This is a genomic window from Yoonia maritima (genome assembly GCF_043641945.1).
In the GTDB taxonomy this organism is placed as follows: domain Bacteria; phylum Pseudomonadota; class Alphaproteobacteria; order Rhodobacterales; family Rhodobacteraceae; genus Yoonia; species Yoonia maritima_B.
Genome location: NZ_JBHZRX010000001.1, coordinates 181,115 through 195,868, shown reverse-complemented (window position 1 = coordinate 195,868; position 14,754 = coordinate 181,115). Strand labels below are relative to the sequence as shown.

The window sequence follows — 14,754 nt, the reverse complement described above, 5'->3', positions numbered from 1 at the left end:
GCCCCAGAGTGTCCCTTGCACGTGTTCGGGGCAAGGGGGTAAACGTCAACTTTCTCAAGTGGTTCTTCGATCACAATCGCGGCATTGGGCTGGGTCGGCCAAGCATTGCCATCTATATCTGAAATGAGAGTGCTTTTCGGCTAAATTGTGCCGAATGCGGAAACATAAGCGCATTATTGCATTCTTTGTTTCCGGTTTTGGCGGGGCTTCGCCGTTTTCGCTTTGCTTTTCTAATGGGCATGGTAAGCGATGCAAAGGACGACCATGTGTTATGGCGAAGGCAACAAGACCTTCGTAATGTCCTTAATGGAGAACGAAAATGACCCATGTTAAAACACTTCTGGCACCAGCTGCTATCGTGATGACGCTTGCTGTTCCTGCTTTCGCGCAGGACGCAGCAATCGATATCAATGGTGATGGAATGTACAGCTACCCAGAGCTGACAGCTGTTCTGCCTGACCTGACAGAAGCTGATTTTGAAGCAATGGATGCATCTGGTGACGGCCTTCTGGACGCCGACGAGATTGCCACAGGGCAAGAAGCTGGTCTTCTGCCAAGCTAAAAGAAATTGCGCCGGATCAGGGGGCTGATCCGGCGCGTTCTATTTATACAGCCCCACGCGAAAGCGCTGCGACACCTGTCCGGGCGATTTCCTGCAAGCCCAAAGGCTGCATCAATTCCGCAAACGCATCGATCTTCTCCGGCGTGCCGGTGATTTCAAAGATAAATGATTCTAGCGTGCTATCGACCACGTTTGCGCGGAAGATGTCAGCAAGACGAACGGCTTCGATCCGGTTCTCGCCTTTGCCAGATACCTTGAATAGCGCCAACTCGCGTTCGACAGATGGGCCTTCGACGGTCAGGTCATTTACTTTGTGAACATCAACGATGCGACCCAACTGGGCTTTGATCTGTTCGATGATCTGTGGCGTGCCGGATGTAACAATCGTAATGCGTGACCGGTGACCCAAATGATCGACCTCGGCCACGGTCAAACTGTCAATGTTGTAACCCCGTCCCGAAAACAACCCGATCACCCGTGCGAGAACACCGGGTTCGTTTTCAACGAGAACAGCCAACGTATGCTGTTCAATCGTGTCAGAATAGTTGGGGCGTAGGTTATAAGCAGAGTGGCTTGTAGCGCCTTTTTTGATTTTTAGTGCGGACATGTGATGTGCCTTGTTTTGATCTTTGACGGTCAGGGCAAAGTGCGGCCCCTGACCTTGGGTGGGGGTGAAGCCCCCTCCCGCGGGGAGGGTCGGGGGCTGCCCGGCCTATTGGCCGGGCCAGTGAGATTTAGACCAAAGCCTCGCCAGCACCTTGGATGGCGCCCTCGGTCGAGTCATCCCCCAACAGCATTTCGTTATGTGCCTTACCCGATGGGATCATCGGGAAGCAGTTTTCGTGTTTTTCGACCAAACAATCGAATAGGACAGGGCCGTCATACGTGATCATTTCCATGATCGCGTCATCCAGCGCATCAGGATCGTGACATTGAATGCCTTTCGCGCCAAAGGCTTCGGCCAATTTCACGAAATCGGGCAGGGACTCTGACCAGCTGGATGAATACCGCTCGCCATGCAGCAGCTCTTGCCATTGACGCACCATGCCCAGACGTTCGTTGTTCAAGATGAACTGTTTGACGGGCAGCTTGTACTGCATTGCAGTACCCAGTTCTTGCATGTTCATCAGCCATGATGCCTCACCCGCGACGTTGATGACCAAGGCATCTGGGTGCGCCATTTGCACGCCGATAGAGGCGGGGAAACCATAACCCATTGTGCCCAGACCACCCGAAGTCATCCAACGGTTGGGGTCTTCAAAGCCAAGGTATTGTGCGGCCCACATCTGGTGCTGACCCACTTCTGTCGTGATGTAGCGATCGTGCTTTTTGGTCAATTCTTCAAGACGTTGCAGGGCGTACTGCGGCTTGATGATCTTGCCGTCTTGCTTGAAGTCCAAGCATTTCACGTTGCGCCATTCGTTGATCTGATCCCACCACTTGGACAGGCCTTCTTTGTTGGTTTTGCGACCGCGGGCTTTCCAGACGTTCAGCAGATCCTCAAGCACATGGGCAACGTCGCCCAGAATTGGGATATCAACGTGAATAACCTTGTTGATCGAAGACGCATCGATATCGATATGCGCCTTTTTTGAGTTGGGGCTGAATGCATCCAGACGCCCGGTAATCCGGTCATCAAAACGCGCGCCGATGTTAATCATCAGGTCGCAATCGTGCATGGCCATGTTGGCCTCATAAAGACCGTGCATGCCCAGCATACCGATCCAGCTGTCGCCAGATGCAGGATATGCACCTAAACCCATCAGCGTGGATGTGATTGGGAAACCAGTCGCAGCAACCAGTTCACGCAGCAACTGCGATGCAGCCGGACCAGAGTTGATAACGCCGCCACCTGTGTAGAACACGGGGCGTTTCGCTGTTTCCATGGCTTTCGCCAGTTCAGTAATCGCATCCAGATCGCCCTTAACCTGCGGGTTATAGTGGGTCTCGACCTGTTTGGCCTGCGTATAGGCGCCTGTTGCGAACTGAACATCTTTGGGGATGTCGATCAGAACCGGGCCGGGACGACCAGATGTGGCAACGTGGAACGCCTCGTGCAGGGTCGCGGCCAGCTTGTCGGTTTCTTTCACCAGCCAGTTATGTTTGGTGCAGGGGCGGGTGATGCCAACGGTGTCGGCCTCTTGGAACGCATCTGACCCGATCATGAATGTCGGAACCTGACCCGTCAGAACGATCAATGGAATGCTGTCCAACAGGGCATCTGTCAGACCGGTCACCGCGTTCGTGGCGCCGGGACCAGATGTTACTAGTGCAACGCCGGGTTTGCCTGTGGAACGTGCGTAACCTTCGGCTGCGTGAACCGCGCCTTGTTCGTGGCGTACCAAAACATGCGTGATGCTGTTTTGCTGAAAAATCTCGTCATAGATCGGTAGGACGGCGCCACCGGGATATCCAAAGACGACTTCCACACCCTGATCGATCAGAGCCTGTACTACCATTTTTGCGCCCGTCATGGCTTTTGTCATTGTTCTCGCGTCCTATCCGCTAGTGTATCATTTGTCACAAAAAAACCCCCGATTGTGTCGGGGGCGCATGGGATCGTTATGGTCTTACCGTTACCGGCCCATGCGCGTGTATCTTAGAATGAGTACGACGTTGTTCATCGGGGTTCCTCTCGTGTGCGGTGACAATAGTGTTGGCAATTCTGAGGGTCAACCGTCCGTTTGGAGAAAATGTCGTTTGAGCGCGTGATTTTGGAACTTTCTTTCAAGTCCTGCCAATCGCGCTGCGTTTTAGTGAAGCAATCAGCGCCACGGCATAGCGCTGACTGCATGTCGGTAGGTTAGCTTTCGCCACCGATTTTATCTTGTGTTTTGGTGTCGAAATCGCTGGCATCATGACGTTCATGAAGCTGGTCTTCCGGCGCGCCAAAAGTGCGGTTCACTTTTGCGCCACGTATAAATGCGGGGCGCGACATGACTTCATCTGCCCAACGGATAACGTTTTTATAAATACCGACATCAAGGAATTCGCCCGCATCATAGGCATCACCTTTGACCATTCGGCCATACCATGGCGCAGTCGCCATATCGGCAATCGTATAATCATCCCCAGACAGGTAGCGGTTATCAGCCAGCTGACGGTCCAACACATCAAGTTGGCGCTTTGCTTCCATCGCGAAGCGGTTGATGGGGTATTCGAACTTTTCAGGTGCGTAGGCATAGAAGTGACCAAATCCGCCGCCCAAGTAGGGGGCCGAGCCTTGTAACCAAAAGAGCCAGTTCATTGCTTCGGTCCGCGCAGCTGGATCAGTAGGCAAGAAGGCCCCGAATTTTTCGGCGAGATACAAAAGGATCGCGCCGCTTTCAAAAACCCGGCTTCCGGTGCCGTGATCCATCAGGGCCGGAATTTTCGAGTTTGGGTTCACTTCGACAAACCCACTGCCAAATTGGTCGCCATCGCCAATCTTGATCAGCCACGCGTCATATTCGGCGTCATGTCCGGCAGCCAGCAGTTCTTCAAGCATGACGGTGACTTTGACGCCATTTGGGGTCGCGAGAGAGTAAAGCTGAAGCGGATGATCGCCGACCGGCAATTCTTTTTCGTGTGTGGATCCTGCGATGGGTCGGTTGATGCTTGCAAATTCACCACCGTTCTTTGCGTCCCATGTCCATACTTTGGGGGGAACATAACTAGCTGTGTCGGTCATGGTTGGCTCCGATTTCTGATTTGAATTCTATGTCAGCTACAAAGTGGTCTGGGATCGGCCCGATGCGCAAGCCGGTAATGATAAATTATTAGTGCGTTTCAAATGCGTAGCAATTTGATTTGACGCACAGCTTCGGATTGCATTTCAGATAGGTATTTTTTCGTAAGACATTTTCAGGTTCTGTGAAATAGTGGCTTCACGACGAAATGATAAGCGAAAGGGACGACAGATGTCGAATGCTAGAACCCAAGCCACTAAGTTGGCCTTATCACGAGTAAAGTTGTTTTCCTCTACGAGCCTTGCTGCTGTGTTTGCAACAAGTGTCGGAATAATGATGGCCGCAGCCGGACAGGTTCAGGCACAAGAACAATGTTCAACTTATACGGTTGTGAAGGGCGATACTCTTAGTCAGGTTGCTGGGCGCGCAGATGTCCGTGGCGGCTATCAGGTGCTGTTTAATGCCAATACTGATGTGCTGAGCAGCCCAAATGTGCTTGAGGTTGGGCAGGTGCTCAAGATTCCTTGCGCAGATGGTTCATTGCCAAGCACGACCACGACCGCCGCTGCTCCGGCCGCAACGGCTGCACCGACCCTACAACCCGAAAGCTTGGATCGCGCCCTGCGGTTCGTGACGTCAAGTGGGTATGCGCCGTTTACCGACGAAGCACTACCGGGCGGGGGCCTATTTACACAGATGGTGCGCCGGTCAATGGAGTTGGGAAACCCAGATCAAGAATTTAATATTCTGTTCGTGAACGACTGGAACTCGCATCTTGGTGTTTTGCTACCATCCGGTGCGATCGACATGGCATTTCCGTGGTTCAAGCCCGACTGCACGAAGGTCGCAAATCTGTCTGCGCCAAATGCCTATCGCTGCACGGATTTCAACCACTCAGAGCCGTTTTATGACGCGCTTGTTGGCTATTACACGCTCGCGGGAAGCCCTTATGCCGCTGCAACCAGCTATTCGGATCTGTTCGGCGCGCGCCTTTGCCGGCCTGATGCATGGTTCACGTTCGACCTAGAGGGCGAGGCATTAGTTTCGCCTAATATCGAGCTGACCCAACCACCGACGCAGGCCGCATGTTGGGAATTGCTTCGTGACGGTGCCGTTGATGTCGTGACTTATGACGCTTTGCCGGCAGAGGAAGATTCGACCAACGCAGGTATGACAGACATGATTGTCGATATCCCGGCGCTGACATCTAAGCAGACGCTGCATGTGTTCGTTTCGAAGAACAATCCGAACGGTGACGCCTATATGGAGATCATCAACGCTGGCTTGGAAGAGTTGCGCTTGTCCGGGGAATGGTTCGAGATCGTTCGCGAGGGTATCAAAGCGACAGTTGAGAACTAACCAAAAAAGCCGCGCCTTGCTCTTAAGAGGCGCGGCAAATTATCTGGATTTCGTAATTTTTAGTCGCTGAGACATTAGATGCTAGAACTAAGACCAAACTGCGAGTGGTGTGATAAAGATCTGCCTCCGAATGCAGGGGACGCAAGAATTTGCACTTATGAATGCACCTATTGCGCACATTGTGTCGAGACAGTTTTGCATAATGTATGCCCAACCTGTGGGGGCGGTTTTGCACCGCGACCGATCCGCCCGAAGAATGCCTACCGTGACCGCCCTAAGCTTGGTCTGGTGAACAATCCGGCCAGCACTGACAGGGTACACAGCAAGTTCACAGAGGCCGAGGTCGCGGAAATGACTGAAAAGCTGCGTAAAGTTGCGTCGCGCGACCGGTAGTTAAATGCCAGTCCCCTGTAAGACGCCGTGCTCCATCGCATAGCGCGTTAACCCAGCGGTGGAACTGATGCCGAGTTTGCATTTGATGTTGTTACGGTGTGTTTCGACGGTACGCACAGAGATATTCAGCGTGTTTGCGACTTCTTTGTTGGACTTGCCTTGGGCCAGTTCAAGCAGGATCGTTTGTTCGCGGCTGGTTAGCGTCTCGCGGCCGTCGCTGATTTTTGGCTGCAGCGATCCTTTGGCACCGGTGCAAAGATACTGTTCACCTGACATCACGGTATCAATTGCGGTTCGGATCGCATCGGTTGGCACATCTTTCAGGATATAACCGCGCGCGCCGTGGCTTAGTGCTGTCGAAATGTATTCTGGGCTGTCGTGCATGGACAGAATCACGATCCGCGTGTCTGGTCGTTTTTCAAGGATGAATTCGGTCGCGTTTAAGCCCGAAAGACCCGGCATATTCAGATCAAGCAAGATCACATCCGGTGCCAAATCCACGACCTGATCGACGGCGTCTTGGCCGTTGTTCAACGCTCCGACGACTTCGATGTCGTCATAGCTTTCTAGAATGGCCTGAATGCCTTCGGTGACCATTGGGTGATCATCCACGATCAGAATGCGGATCGTCATGCGTGTTCCTTTGGCGTCTTTGTTGGGCTCAGCAGGTGGGTCAGCGGTACCTGCGCCTCGATGGTGGTTCCGGTCGGAGCGCTGCGCGATGCAGTAATGCGCAGTGTGCCACCGATCTGTTCGATGCGTTCTTGCATATTGCGCAGCCCAAGGCCATGCGTTCCACGCCGTCCTGGTTGCGGCCACGTCATGCCGACACCATTATCAGACACACGCAGCATAGCGCCAGATCGATGTCCCTTGAGTGTCATGTGCACATGGGTGGCATGTGCGTGTCGTTCGATATTTGTCAGCGCCTCTTGGGCGATCCTATAAAGCGCGATCCGTGCTTCTTGGTCTAAGCGATTGCGGAAGACGACAGTCTCAAATTCGGTTTCAATCCCGGTCCGGGTTCGAAAATCATCGGTCAGCGCCTGAAGGGCAGGACCAAGCCCAAGGTCATCCAAAACCCCCGGGCGCAGGTCACGGCTGATGCGGCGCACCTCTTGGATCGTTTGGCCAAGCCCGTCTATACCTTTGTTCAGGCTGTCGCTGCTGTTTTCACCTAACTTGCGGCGGGTCAGTTCCAGTGCATAGCGCACCCCGACCAACATCTGACTGATCCCATCGTGTAATTCGCGGGCAACGCGGCCGCGTTCTTCTTCTTGGGTGTCGATAATGCGCTGGGTCAGTTCCTTTAGCTTAGCATCCGCCAGCCGCCTTTCGCGCAAGTTCAAGAACATCCCCGTTAGAAACACGCCTATTAGTGCGACGATCGCAATCGCGACGATATAGAATGAAGTGCGCGTAATGCGTGCCTGAACTTCGGCACGAGAGGCCGCAACGTTCTCAAGTACATCGTCGATAAATATGCCCGTGCCGATTACCCAACGCCAATCCTGAAAGCCATTTACATAGGTGATCATGCGCGCCTGTTCACCGGTTGACGGTTTGGTCCAGATAAAGCTGTGGTATCCGCCACCCGTACGCGCGATCCGGATCAGCGCATCTGTGATCTCTGTGCCGTTCGGATCCGTAAGTCCCAGCCAATTCCGTCCGATTAAATCCGTTTGGCGCGGCGCGACAAGGTTGTTCCCGTCATAATCAAACACAAAGAAATAACCGTCTTGCCCATAAAGCATCGAAGACAGTTCTTGGGTGACGGCCAGTTTGGCGGCCTCATCATCAGGGGCGGCACGGCCATAGGTGTTCACTACGGCGGTACGCGCAATTGACAGGTAGTTCTGAAGTTCTGCACGCTTTGTTGCGATCAACTGTTCCTCAAGTGCCTGAATTTCGCGTTCAGCAAGCTGGCGTGACTGAGTGGCGACCACCAATGAAATCAGAAAAACAGCAAGCACAAGCGGGACCGTCGCCAAAAGAAAGATCTTTTGGCCGTAGCTCATACTTACCCTATCGCGAAGTTGCGAAAACCATCCCGTCATAACTGGATCGTTAGCTGGGAATCGCGCCGAATCAAACCCCTAGACTGTCGCAGTTGGTGTGCTTAACTTTGCGTTTTCGCCTAATAATCGTGCGATATTGGTCAAGAAATGTAACAAAAATGTTCTTTCTACGTAGAACTACGTATTTTCGCTGACCAAATCACACGATAACCTGCCTGAACGAAAAACGATCTGCTTTTGCCTGTGTTTGGGGTGGAAGAATAATATCTGGGAGGAAATTTCATGGATCGCCGTTCATTTCTAAAGAACTCTGCACTTGGCGGTACGGCCGCTGCTGCGACAGCGCTTGCTGCACCAGCATATGCGCAGGGCAACCGCACGCTGACGCTTGTGACGACGTGGGGACGTGGTCTGGCAGGTGTGCACGATGCTGCACAACGTGCTGCTGATACGATCACTGCAATGTCTGGCGGTTCGCTGACAATCGACCTTAAGGCCGCTGGCGAACTCGTTGGTGCGTTTGAAGTATTTGATGCTGTGACTTCAGGTCAGGCAGACATGTACCACGGCGCGGACTACTACTTTGTTAACCAGCACCCTGGTTATGCATACTTCACATCCGTACCTTTCGGCATGACGCCACAAGAACTGGCGAACTGGTACTACCAAGGCGAAGGTCAGGGCTTCCACGACGAACTCGGCCAGATCTTTGGTCTGAAATCCTTCCTTGCTGGTAACACTGGCCCACAGGCTGGTGGTTGGTTCTCAAAAGAGATCACTGGTCCAGAGGATTTCCAAGGTCTGAAGTTCCGCATGCCAGGTCTGGGTGGTCAGGCTCTCGGTAAAATGGGTGCATCCGTACAAAACCTGCCAGGCGCAGAAGTGTACCAAGCACTGGCTTCCGGCGCGATCGACGGAACAGAGTGGATCGGCCCATGGGCAGATGAAAAAGCTGGTTTCCAAGAAATCACCAAGTTCTACTACACCGCTGGTATGCACGAGCCGGGCGCTGGTCTGTCGCTTGCGACGAACCTTGACGTGTTCGAAAGCCTAAGCCCAGAGCACCAGAAGATCATCGAAATCGCTTCTGGCGAAGCTCACCAGTGGAACCTTGCACAGTTCATGAACAACAACGGTGCAGCACTTCAGCGTCTACAAGCTGGCGGTGTTAAGGTTCTGGAATTCCCTGACACAGTTTGGGATGCTATGGGTTCAGCTGCGAAAGAAACACTGGACCAGTATGCTGGCGACGACATCTATGACCGTCTGCGTGCAAGCTACAACGCATCTATGGCTGCGTCTTCTGGCTGGATCCAGAAATCTGAAGGTGCTTATCGCGCCCAGCGTGACCGTGTAATGGGCTAAGGCCCATTCACTTAACGTGACTATCTAACGTGAGGGCCCGATGCGTTTTGCATAGGGGCCCTCATGCATAAGGGTGCAAGGGAAGCACCTATCAAAAAATTATCGCGACAGGGGGATTGGGACATGGGCCTGGTCGAAGCATGGGGGGGTAACCCCATTGGTTGGTTCTTTGCCAACCTAATCGAAGCATTTTACAATTTTGGCTACGCAGTGACGCATCCCGGCCAGTGGTTGTCGTGGGTTCCCTTTACCAATGCAGCAATGGACGATCTTGAGGTCAAACAGGCGCTCATGCGCTTTATCTACTACGGCGCCTCGGTCGAATTGTTCTTTGTCGTATTTGTCATTTTCATGATCGTCAGCATCTTTGGCTTTATGAACAACCAATTCATGTGGGGCTGCGTGCGCGTGCTAGAAGGCATCGCAAACAAGGTCGGCCGCTTTTTTGCTTGGGCAGGGTTGCTGATGGTCCTGCAGCAGATCGTCATCATCTTTATGCAGCGCATCTTTGCGGTGTCGGAAATCGGCATCGGCTTTGGCGTGAACTTTGCCAAGGACGTCAGCTGGTGGTCAGAAGAGCTCAAGCTATATAACGCGATGATCGTCTGCATGTGCGCGAGCTATACATTCGTCCAAGGCGGCCACGTCCGCGTTGATCTTGTGTATTCTGCGGTCAGTTTCCGCACCAAGCGGATTATCGATATGGTGGGCTCTCTACTGTTTATGATCCCAGCGGCCATCCTAACGTGGCTTTACGGCTGGTTCTTCTTATGGCGGCATCTAGTGGTACCAAACCCCTCGGCGTCCGATAGCCTTGATCGTTTGGTGAACAAGGCGCGTGCGCTGCGCTGGAACGTGGAGTTTACCGGCTTCTCACCAAACGGTTTCGACTACTATTACTTGTTCAAAATCCTGCTGGTTACCTTCACATTCATGGTGATGTTGCAGGCGGTTGCGTTCTTCTATCGCTCTTACCTAGAGCTGAAGGAAGGCCCGCAAAGCGAAGGTAAATATCTTGACCGTGATGTCATCGGCGATGCGACCGCTGAACTTGTCGCAGAAATTCACTAAGGTAGGGCGCGAGATATGCTTTTAGGTTTAGATGGCGTAGAAATCGGCATCATCATCGTCTTTTTGACGTTGTTTGCTGGGATTTTGTCGGGCTTTCCTGTCGCTTTTGCGATTAGTGGTTCTGCCGTTATTTCATTCGGAATTATCGCCGCTCTTGATAGCTCTGGTCTGTTGATCCATGCCGCGATTGATACAAACTCTGCGGAATACGCCGCTCTGATCGCCGAAGGTGTGCGGCCGGACGCGGTATCAGTGTTCCGATACCCCGAATTGCCGCGATATGAACATGTGTTGTTCCCCAACGGTTGGGAACAAGCTCTTGATCGTAACGTTGGTTTCCTTGTGAACCGCATGAACGAACGTGTTCTGGCTGGTCAGTCGATCGAAACACTGCTTGCTGTTGTGATGTTCGTCATGATGGGGATCGTGCTAGAGCGGTCGCGGATCGCGGACGAACTGCTGACAACAATGGCCAAAGTATTCGGCCCGTTGCCCGGCGGTTTGGCTGTGTCCATCGTGATCGTTGGCGCATTCCTTGCTGCTTCCACCGGTATTGTGGGCGCAACAGTTGTAACCATGGGCTTGCTGGCGCTGCCGACCATGTTGAAGAACGGGTATTCGCCCGAACTATCGACAGGTGTGATTGCGGCGTCCGGTACGCTGGGGCAGATCATTCCACCGTCCATTGTTATCGTTCTGTTGGGCACGCTTGCTGGTGACCTTTATTCAGCCGCCCAAGAAGAACGTGCGCAGCTTGCGGGTTGTTCTGATGCGCTGACATATCTGGGCGAACCCGCTGTTGTATCCGTCGGCACATTGTTCCAAGCGGCGATGCTTCCGGGGATCATGCTGGCGGTGCTTTATGCAGGATACGCTTTTGTCTTTGCGTTGCTGAACCCATCCAAAGCGCCTGCTGTTCAATTCGAAACTGGCGGCACAGGTGAAACTGTCACCCGTAATGAGGCCTTTACTTGGTTCCTCGCTGTGCCTGTTGGGATCATTGGTTTGACCATCGGGCTTGGCCAAACTGGTTTGCTAGGCAATCAAACGATTATCGTTGATAGCTTTACCGATGCCGGGCAAACAGCATCCTTGCGCACAAATGTCAGCGATGACTGTGCAGCAGCGATGCTTGATCTGCATGGTGAAGAGGCATGGAATACCGCGCTATCTGAACAAGCTGCAATTGACGAAGCTGGGGGCGTTGCCGAGGCGCGCGCGCTGAGCGACGAAGAGCGCGCAACGATCACAGCAGAGCGCGTTGCAAATGCTGCACCAATTGGTACAGGCATTGGGATCACCACGATGTTCCTTGCTCTGACGCTCGCCATTGCGCGTGGTGTCGCACCAAGCAAGGACGCACGTCCATTGCTGATTGGCGTCGCTGGGGTCGTGCTGTTGTTGCTTGCTGACCTTGCGTTCATTTCGCCGCTGACCTCACCTGGCGTCACGACGGTGATTATCGCATTGCCGCTCTTGGTCGCCTTCTTTGGGATGCGTGTCGCGATCAAGTATCTTTCTGCGAATGAGATCCTGCGCGTGGTCTTCCCACCGCTGGTTCTGATCGTGGCGGTTCTCGGCTCCATCCTTGGTGGGATCACGAACCCGACCCCGGCTGCGGCCTTGGGGGCAGGCGGTGCGCTATTGCTTGCCGCGTATCGTAAGCGTCAAGATCAAGGTCTGTCTGGCCGGATCGTTCTGCAGACTACCGGTGCTATTGCGCTGATGTTGCTGGTTGGTGTGAACTTTGACATGCGTATGGGCCAAGAGGTCGTGCTGTTCGAAAATCGCATTGCTTATCTCGTGGCGTTCGTTTCATTCCTTTACGCCATGTTTGGTCTGGGGTGGTCTTGCTGGGTTCTGCTTTCGGGTGGGGTTCTATCGCCGGTCGTGCGCGAAACCGCCAAGGTCACGTCGATGGTGTTTACGATCCTGATCGGGTCGCAACTGTTGAACCTCGTACTGATCTCATTCGGTGGCGAACACTATATCCAGCAGTTCTTGCGGTCGTTTGATAACGAATGGCAGGTGTTTCTGCTGGTCATGTTCGTTCTGTTCATCTTGGGGTTCGTCTTGGACTTCCTTGAGATCATCTACATCGTGATCCCAATCGTTGGGCCAGTCATCTATGGCGGTACATTTGATCCAAAATGGGTCACGATCATGATTGCGGTGAACCTGCAGACATCGTTCTTGACGCCACCGTTTGGGTTTGCACTGTTCTATCTGCGTGGTGTTGCACCCAAGTCGATTACAACGGGCCAAATCTACCGTGGTGTGATGCCATTCATCGCTATTCAGGTCGGTGCGCTGGTCCTACTGGCATTGGTGCCAAGCGTTGTGACAATCGTGCCAAACCTGCTGAAGTAATCGAGAACAAACAAAAGAAGGGCGCGTGCAGGAAACTGCGCGCGCCTTTTTCGTTGTCTGGTTGAATTTTAGATGCGTCCGTCAGGTAGCTTAATCTGTGCAACCTGTTCCGCGATAGGATCATTTGACAGCGGATGCACATCTGAACTGTAACGTTCTGGGTCGCCCAATGGTGTCCATTCGCCGCCCTTGTAAATCTCTAGCCCTTCGAACTTGGCTTTGTAATCCATCTTGCGACTACCGGGCACCCAATAGCCCAAATAGACATAGGGCAATTCAAGTTCGCGGGCGATATCGATGTGATCAAGGATGATGTAGGTGCCAAGCGATAGCTTCTCGAGCGCAGGGTCGAAGAAGGAATAAACCATTGATAACCCGTCATCCAAAATATCGGTTAGACACACAGCCTGTAGCTTGCGGTCATGCGAATATTCGATAAGGCGTGATCGGATCGGCGTTTCTTCGACCATGGCGGCAAATTCGAACATATCCATGTCCGCCATGCCACCGGTTGCGTGACGACCATCTAGGTACTCACGAAACAGATCGTATTGTTCTTCGGTTGCCCAAGGCGACGTTGCGCGACGGTCCAGATGTGCGCCGCGTTTGCTGACGCGACGTTGACTCCGTGTTGGGTTGAACTTTGACACGTCAATCCGCGCAGACATACAGGCCGAACATTCCGCGCAAGACGGACGGTAAAGCACGTTCTGTGATCGACGAAACCCTTGTTTTGAAAGGGAATCGTTTAGCTTTGTCGCGGTATCGCCTTGCAATGCAGTGAACAGCTTCCTTTCCATCCGGCCCTCAAGGTAAGGGCAGGGCTGCGGTGCAGTCACATAGAACTGCGGTGCAATGGGAAGCGTGTGGCGCATGAGGTCATCCGGGTAATATGTCAAGAAAGCTTAACAATCCATTTTCGATAGGCCAAGCCCTTGTTTCCTATTTGGCAACAACACTTTTGGGCAGGCGAAAACGATTATAGCGGACGACGCTAAGCGTAACGGTTCATTGCATACGTGCCGAGCAGATAGTCAGTCAACCCTCTGGATTCGCGCGAAACCAACATCAGGATCACTGAAATAAGCTGAAGTGGCGCAATACAAACGCTGACCGAATAGCCGAATGTATGTGCAAATGCCGTGCCGGATGACAGCGGGCGACCATAGTGATCGCGTAGCGTGATACCGACCATGCGCATGCCCCACGTCGCCGACCCGTTTGCGATTGTGAACCAACGATAAAGAAATCCGATCAGCAACATCAGGGCTGGAAAGAAGAAGACGCCAGTAAAAGCGGTAAAGGGAAGCACAAGCACGCAAATCACGCCGATGATGACCATATCAAATAGCCACGCGATGCCGCGCTTTAACGTGACGCCAGAAAACGCGTCTGAGGTGGGATAATAAGGAGAATCTGTCATGGGAATGCTCTGGGTTTTAATGAAGGGGCAGGCGACCCTAAATGTTAGGGTCGCCTGTTTGCCAACAAATTAGTTGGCTGGCTCGGGTAGTGCGTCGTCGTCGGTCGCCTTGGCGCGTTCGTTCATGAACTGATCAAACTCGGCCTTGTCTTTGGCTTCGCGCAGACGTTTCAAGAAGGCTTCGAAATTGTCTTGTTCTTCTTCAAGCCGACGCAGCGTTTCATATTTATAGGCGTCAAATGCGCTGTTGCCGCTGGAATTGCGCATGTGGCGACGGTGGGATTTGTGACTGCAAGATTTGTTAAACATGCGTTTGCTCCAGATCATATAGGCAAGAAGGGCGAGGCCAATCGGCCAGACAAAGATGAAGCCCAGAACCATTGCAGCGATCCAGGCGCCTTTGCCACGCTCATCTAGCCAGGCTTCGGCACGGGCGAAAAACCCAAGGTGATGGGTTTGTCCCATCGGCGACTGGGTTGTGGCGGTGTTCATAGTGGGCTCCTTTGAGTATCAGTTAGGTTATGT

14 protein-coding genes are annotated in these 14,754 nt (G+C 53.0%); 6 read left to right on the top strand and 8 right to left on the bottom strand.

Annotated features, from left to right (window positions below; translation table 11 throughout):
* Window positions 1–319 precede the first annotated feature (319 nt).
* Window positions 320–562: an EF-hand domain-containing protein gene (locus ACHUEV_RS01050; RefSeq protein WP_394177218.1), complete on the top strand. Its 243-nt coding sequence runs from the start codon at window positions 320–322 to the stop codon at window positions 560–562.
* Between the two features lie 43 nt (window positions 563–605).
* Here the strand turns inward: ACHUEV_RS01050 and ilvN are convergent, their stop codons facing one another.
* The 3 genes from ilvN to yghU all read right to left on the bottom strand — a co-directional run bounded on the left by ilvN (window position 606) and on the right by yghU (window position 4,232).
* The gene (ilvN, locus tag ACHUEV_RS01045; protein ID WP_106353902.1) at window positions 606–1,169 is read right to left on the bottom strand and encodes an acetolactate synthase small subunit; all 564 of its coding nucleotides are present in this window, start codon (window positions 1,167–1,169) and stop codon (window positions 606–608) included.
* Window positions 1,170–1,296: 127 nt separating this feature from the next.
* Window positions 1,297–3,048, bottom strand: coding sequence for an acetolactate synthase 3 large subunit (locus ACHUEV_RS01040; RefSeq protein WP_394177217.1), 1,752 nt, complete (start codon window positions 3,046–3,048; stop codon window positions 1,297–1,299).
* 317 nt (window positions 3,049–3,365) lie between these two features.
* On the bottom strand, window positions 3,366–4,232 hold the full coding sequence (gene yghU, locus ACHUEV_RS01035) for a glutathione-dependent disulfide-bond oxidoreductase (protein ID WP_394177216.1): 867 nt from the start codon (window positions 4,230–4,232) through the stop codon (window positions 3,366–3,368).
* 229 nt (window positions 4,233–4,461) lie between these two features.
* Here yghU and ACHUEV_RS01030 point away from each other — a divergent pair, with 229 nt between their 5' ends.
* Both ACHUEV_RS01030 and ACHUEV_RS01025 read left to right on the top strand, forming a co-directional pair.
* Window positions 4,462–5,589, top strand: coding sequence for a LysM peptidoglycan-binding domain-containing protein (locus ACHUEV_RS01030; RefSeq protein WP_394177215.1), 1,128 nt, complete (start codon window positions 4,462–4,464; stop codon window positions 5,587–5,589).
* Window positions 5,590–5,667: 78 nt separating this feature from the next.
* Window positions 5,668–5,982, top strand: a complete 315-nt coding sequence (locus tag ACHUEV_RS01025; protein ID WP_394177214.1) for a DUF1272 domain-containing protein — start codon at window positions 5,668–5,670, stop codon at window positions 5,980–5,982.
* On the opposite strand, the gene ACHUEV_RS01020 is transcribed toward ACHUEV_RS01025, so the two are convergent.
* Window positions 5,983–6,615, bottom strand: coding sequence for a response regulator (locus ACHUEV_RS01020; RefSeq protein ID WP_394177213.1), 633 nt, complete (start codon window positions 6,613–6,615; stop codon window positions 5,983–5,985). It abuts the gene before it with no gap.
* Window positions 6,612–8,000, bottom strand: a complete 1,389-nt coding sequence (locus ACHUEV_RS01015; protein WP_394177212.1) for a cache domain-containing protein — start codon at window positions 7,998–8,000, stop codon at window positions 6,612–6,614. The genes ACHUEV_RS01020 and ACHUEV_RS01015 overlap by 4 nt, the downstream gene beginning before the upstream one ends.
* 282 nt (window positions 8,001–8,282) lie before the next feature.
* On the opposite strand from ACHUEV_RS01015, the gene ACHUEV_RS01010 reads away from it, so the two are divergent.
* The 3 genes from ACHUEV_RS01010 to ACHUEV_RS01000 all read left to right on the top strand — a co-directional run bounded on the left by ACHUEV_RS01010 (window position 8,283) and on the right by ACHUEV_RS01000 (window position 12,806).
* On the top strand, window positions 8,283–9,365 hold the full coding sequence (locus ACHUEV_RS01010; RefSeq protein WP_394177211.1) for a TRAP transporter substrate-binding protein: 1,083 nt from the start codon (window positions 8,283–8,285) through the stop codon (window positions 9,363–9,365).
* Window positions 9,366–9,488: 123 nt separating this feature from the next.
* Window positions 9,489–10,436, top strand: coding sequence for a TRAP transporter small permease subunit (locus ACHUEV_RS01005; RefSeq protein WP_394177210.1), 948 nt, complete (start codon window positions 9,489–9,491; stop codon window positions 10,434–10,436).
* A gap of 15 nt (window positions 10,437–10,451) precedes the next feature.
* Window positions 10,452–12,806, top strand: coding sequence for a TRAP transporter large permease (locus ACHUEV_RS01000; RefSeq protein WP_394177209.1), 2,355 nt, complete (start codon window positions 10,452–10,454; stop codon window positions 12,804–12,806).
* A 68-nt stretch (window positions 12,807–12,874) separates the two neighbouring features.
* Here ACHUEV_RS01000 and ACHUEV_RS00995 read toward each other — a convergent pair whose 3' ends face one another.
* The 3 genes from ACHUEV_RS00995 to ACHUEV_RS00985 form a co-directional block, all read right to left on the bottom strand.
* Window positions 12,875–13,681 (bottom strand): arginyltransferase, encoded by an 807-nt coding sequence (locus ACHUEV_RS00995; protein WP_394177208.1) that lies wholly within the window; start codon window positions 13,679–13,681, stop codon window positions 12,875–12,877.
* A 119-nt stretch (window positions 13,682–13,800) separates the two neighbouring features.
* Window positions 13,801–14,229, bottom strand: coding sequence for an RDD family protein (locus ACHUEV_RS00990; RefSeq protein WP_394177207.1), 429 nt, complete (start codon window positions 14,227–14,229; stop codon window positions 13,801–13,803).
* Window positions 14,230–14,298: 69 nt separating this feature from the next.
* Window positions 14,299–14,721 carry a DUF2852 domain-containing protein gene (locus tag ACHUEV_RS00985; protein WP_394177206.1) on the bottom strand — a complete coding sequence of 141 codons (423 nt, stop codon included), beginning with the start codon at window positions 14,719–14,721 and terminating at the stop codon, window positions 14,299–14,301.
* Between the last annotated feature and the right edge of the window lie 33 nt (window positions 14,722–14,754).

Coding starts and splice junctions, on each gene's coding strand:
- ACHUEV_RS01050 (WP_394177218.1), top strand. CDS start 320: ATGACCCATGTTAAAACACTTCTGGCACCAGCTGCTATCGTGATGACG.
- ilvN (WP_106353902.1), bottom strand. CDS start 1,169: ATGTCCGCACTAAAAATCAAAAAAGGCGCTACAAGCCACTCTGCTTAT.
- ACHUEV_RS01040 (WP_394177217.1), bottom strand. CDS start 3,048: ATGACAAAAGCCATGACGGGCGCAAAAATGGTAGTACAGGCTCTGATC.
- yghU (WP_394177216.1), bottom strand. CDS start 4,232: ATGACCGACACAGCTAGTTATGTTCCCCCCAAAGTATGGACATGGGAC.
- ACHUEV_RS01030 (WP_394177215.1), top strand. CDS start 4,462: ATGTCGAATGCTAGAACCCAAGCCACTAAGTTGGCCTTATCACGAGTA.
- ACHUEV_RS01025 (WP_394177214.1), top strand. CDS start 5,668: ATGCTAGAACTAAGACCAAACTGCGAGTGGTGTGATAAAGATCTGCCT.
- ACHUEV_RS01020 (WP_394177213.1), bottom strand. CDS start 6,615: ATGACGATCCGCATTCTGATCGTGGATGATCACCCAATGGTCACCGAA.
- ACHUEV_RS01015 (WP_394177212.1), bottom strand. CDS start 8,000: ATGAGCTACGGCCAAAAGATCTTTCTTTTGGCGACGGTCCCGCTTGTG.
- ACHUEV_RS01010 (WP_394177211.1), top strand. CDS start 8,283: ATGGATCGCCGTTCATTTCTAAAGAACTCTGCACTTGGCGGTACGGCC.
- ACHUEV_RS01005 (WP_394177210.1), top strand. CDS start 9,489: ATGGGCCTGGTCGAAGCATGGGGGGGTAACCCCATTGGTTGGTTCTTT.
- ACHUEV_RS01000 (WP_394177209.1), top strand. CDS start 10,452: ATGCTTTTAGGTTTAGATGGCGTAGAAATCGGCATCATCATCGTCTTT.
- ACHUEV_RS00995 (WP_394177208.1), bottom strand. CDS start 13,681: ATGCGCCACACGCTTCCCATTGCACCGCAGTTCTATGTGACTGCACCG.
- ACHUEV_RS00990 (WP_394177207.1), bottom strand. CDS start 14,229: ATGACAGATTCTCCTTATTATCCCACCTCAGACGCGTTTTCTGGCGTC.
- ACHUEV_RS00985 (WP_394177206.1), bottom strand. CDS start 14,721: ATGAACACCGCCACAACCCAGTCGCCGATGGGACAAACCCATCACCTT.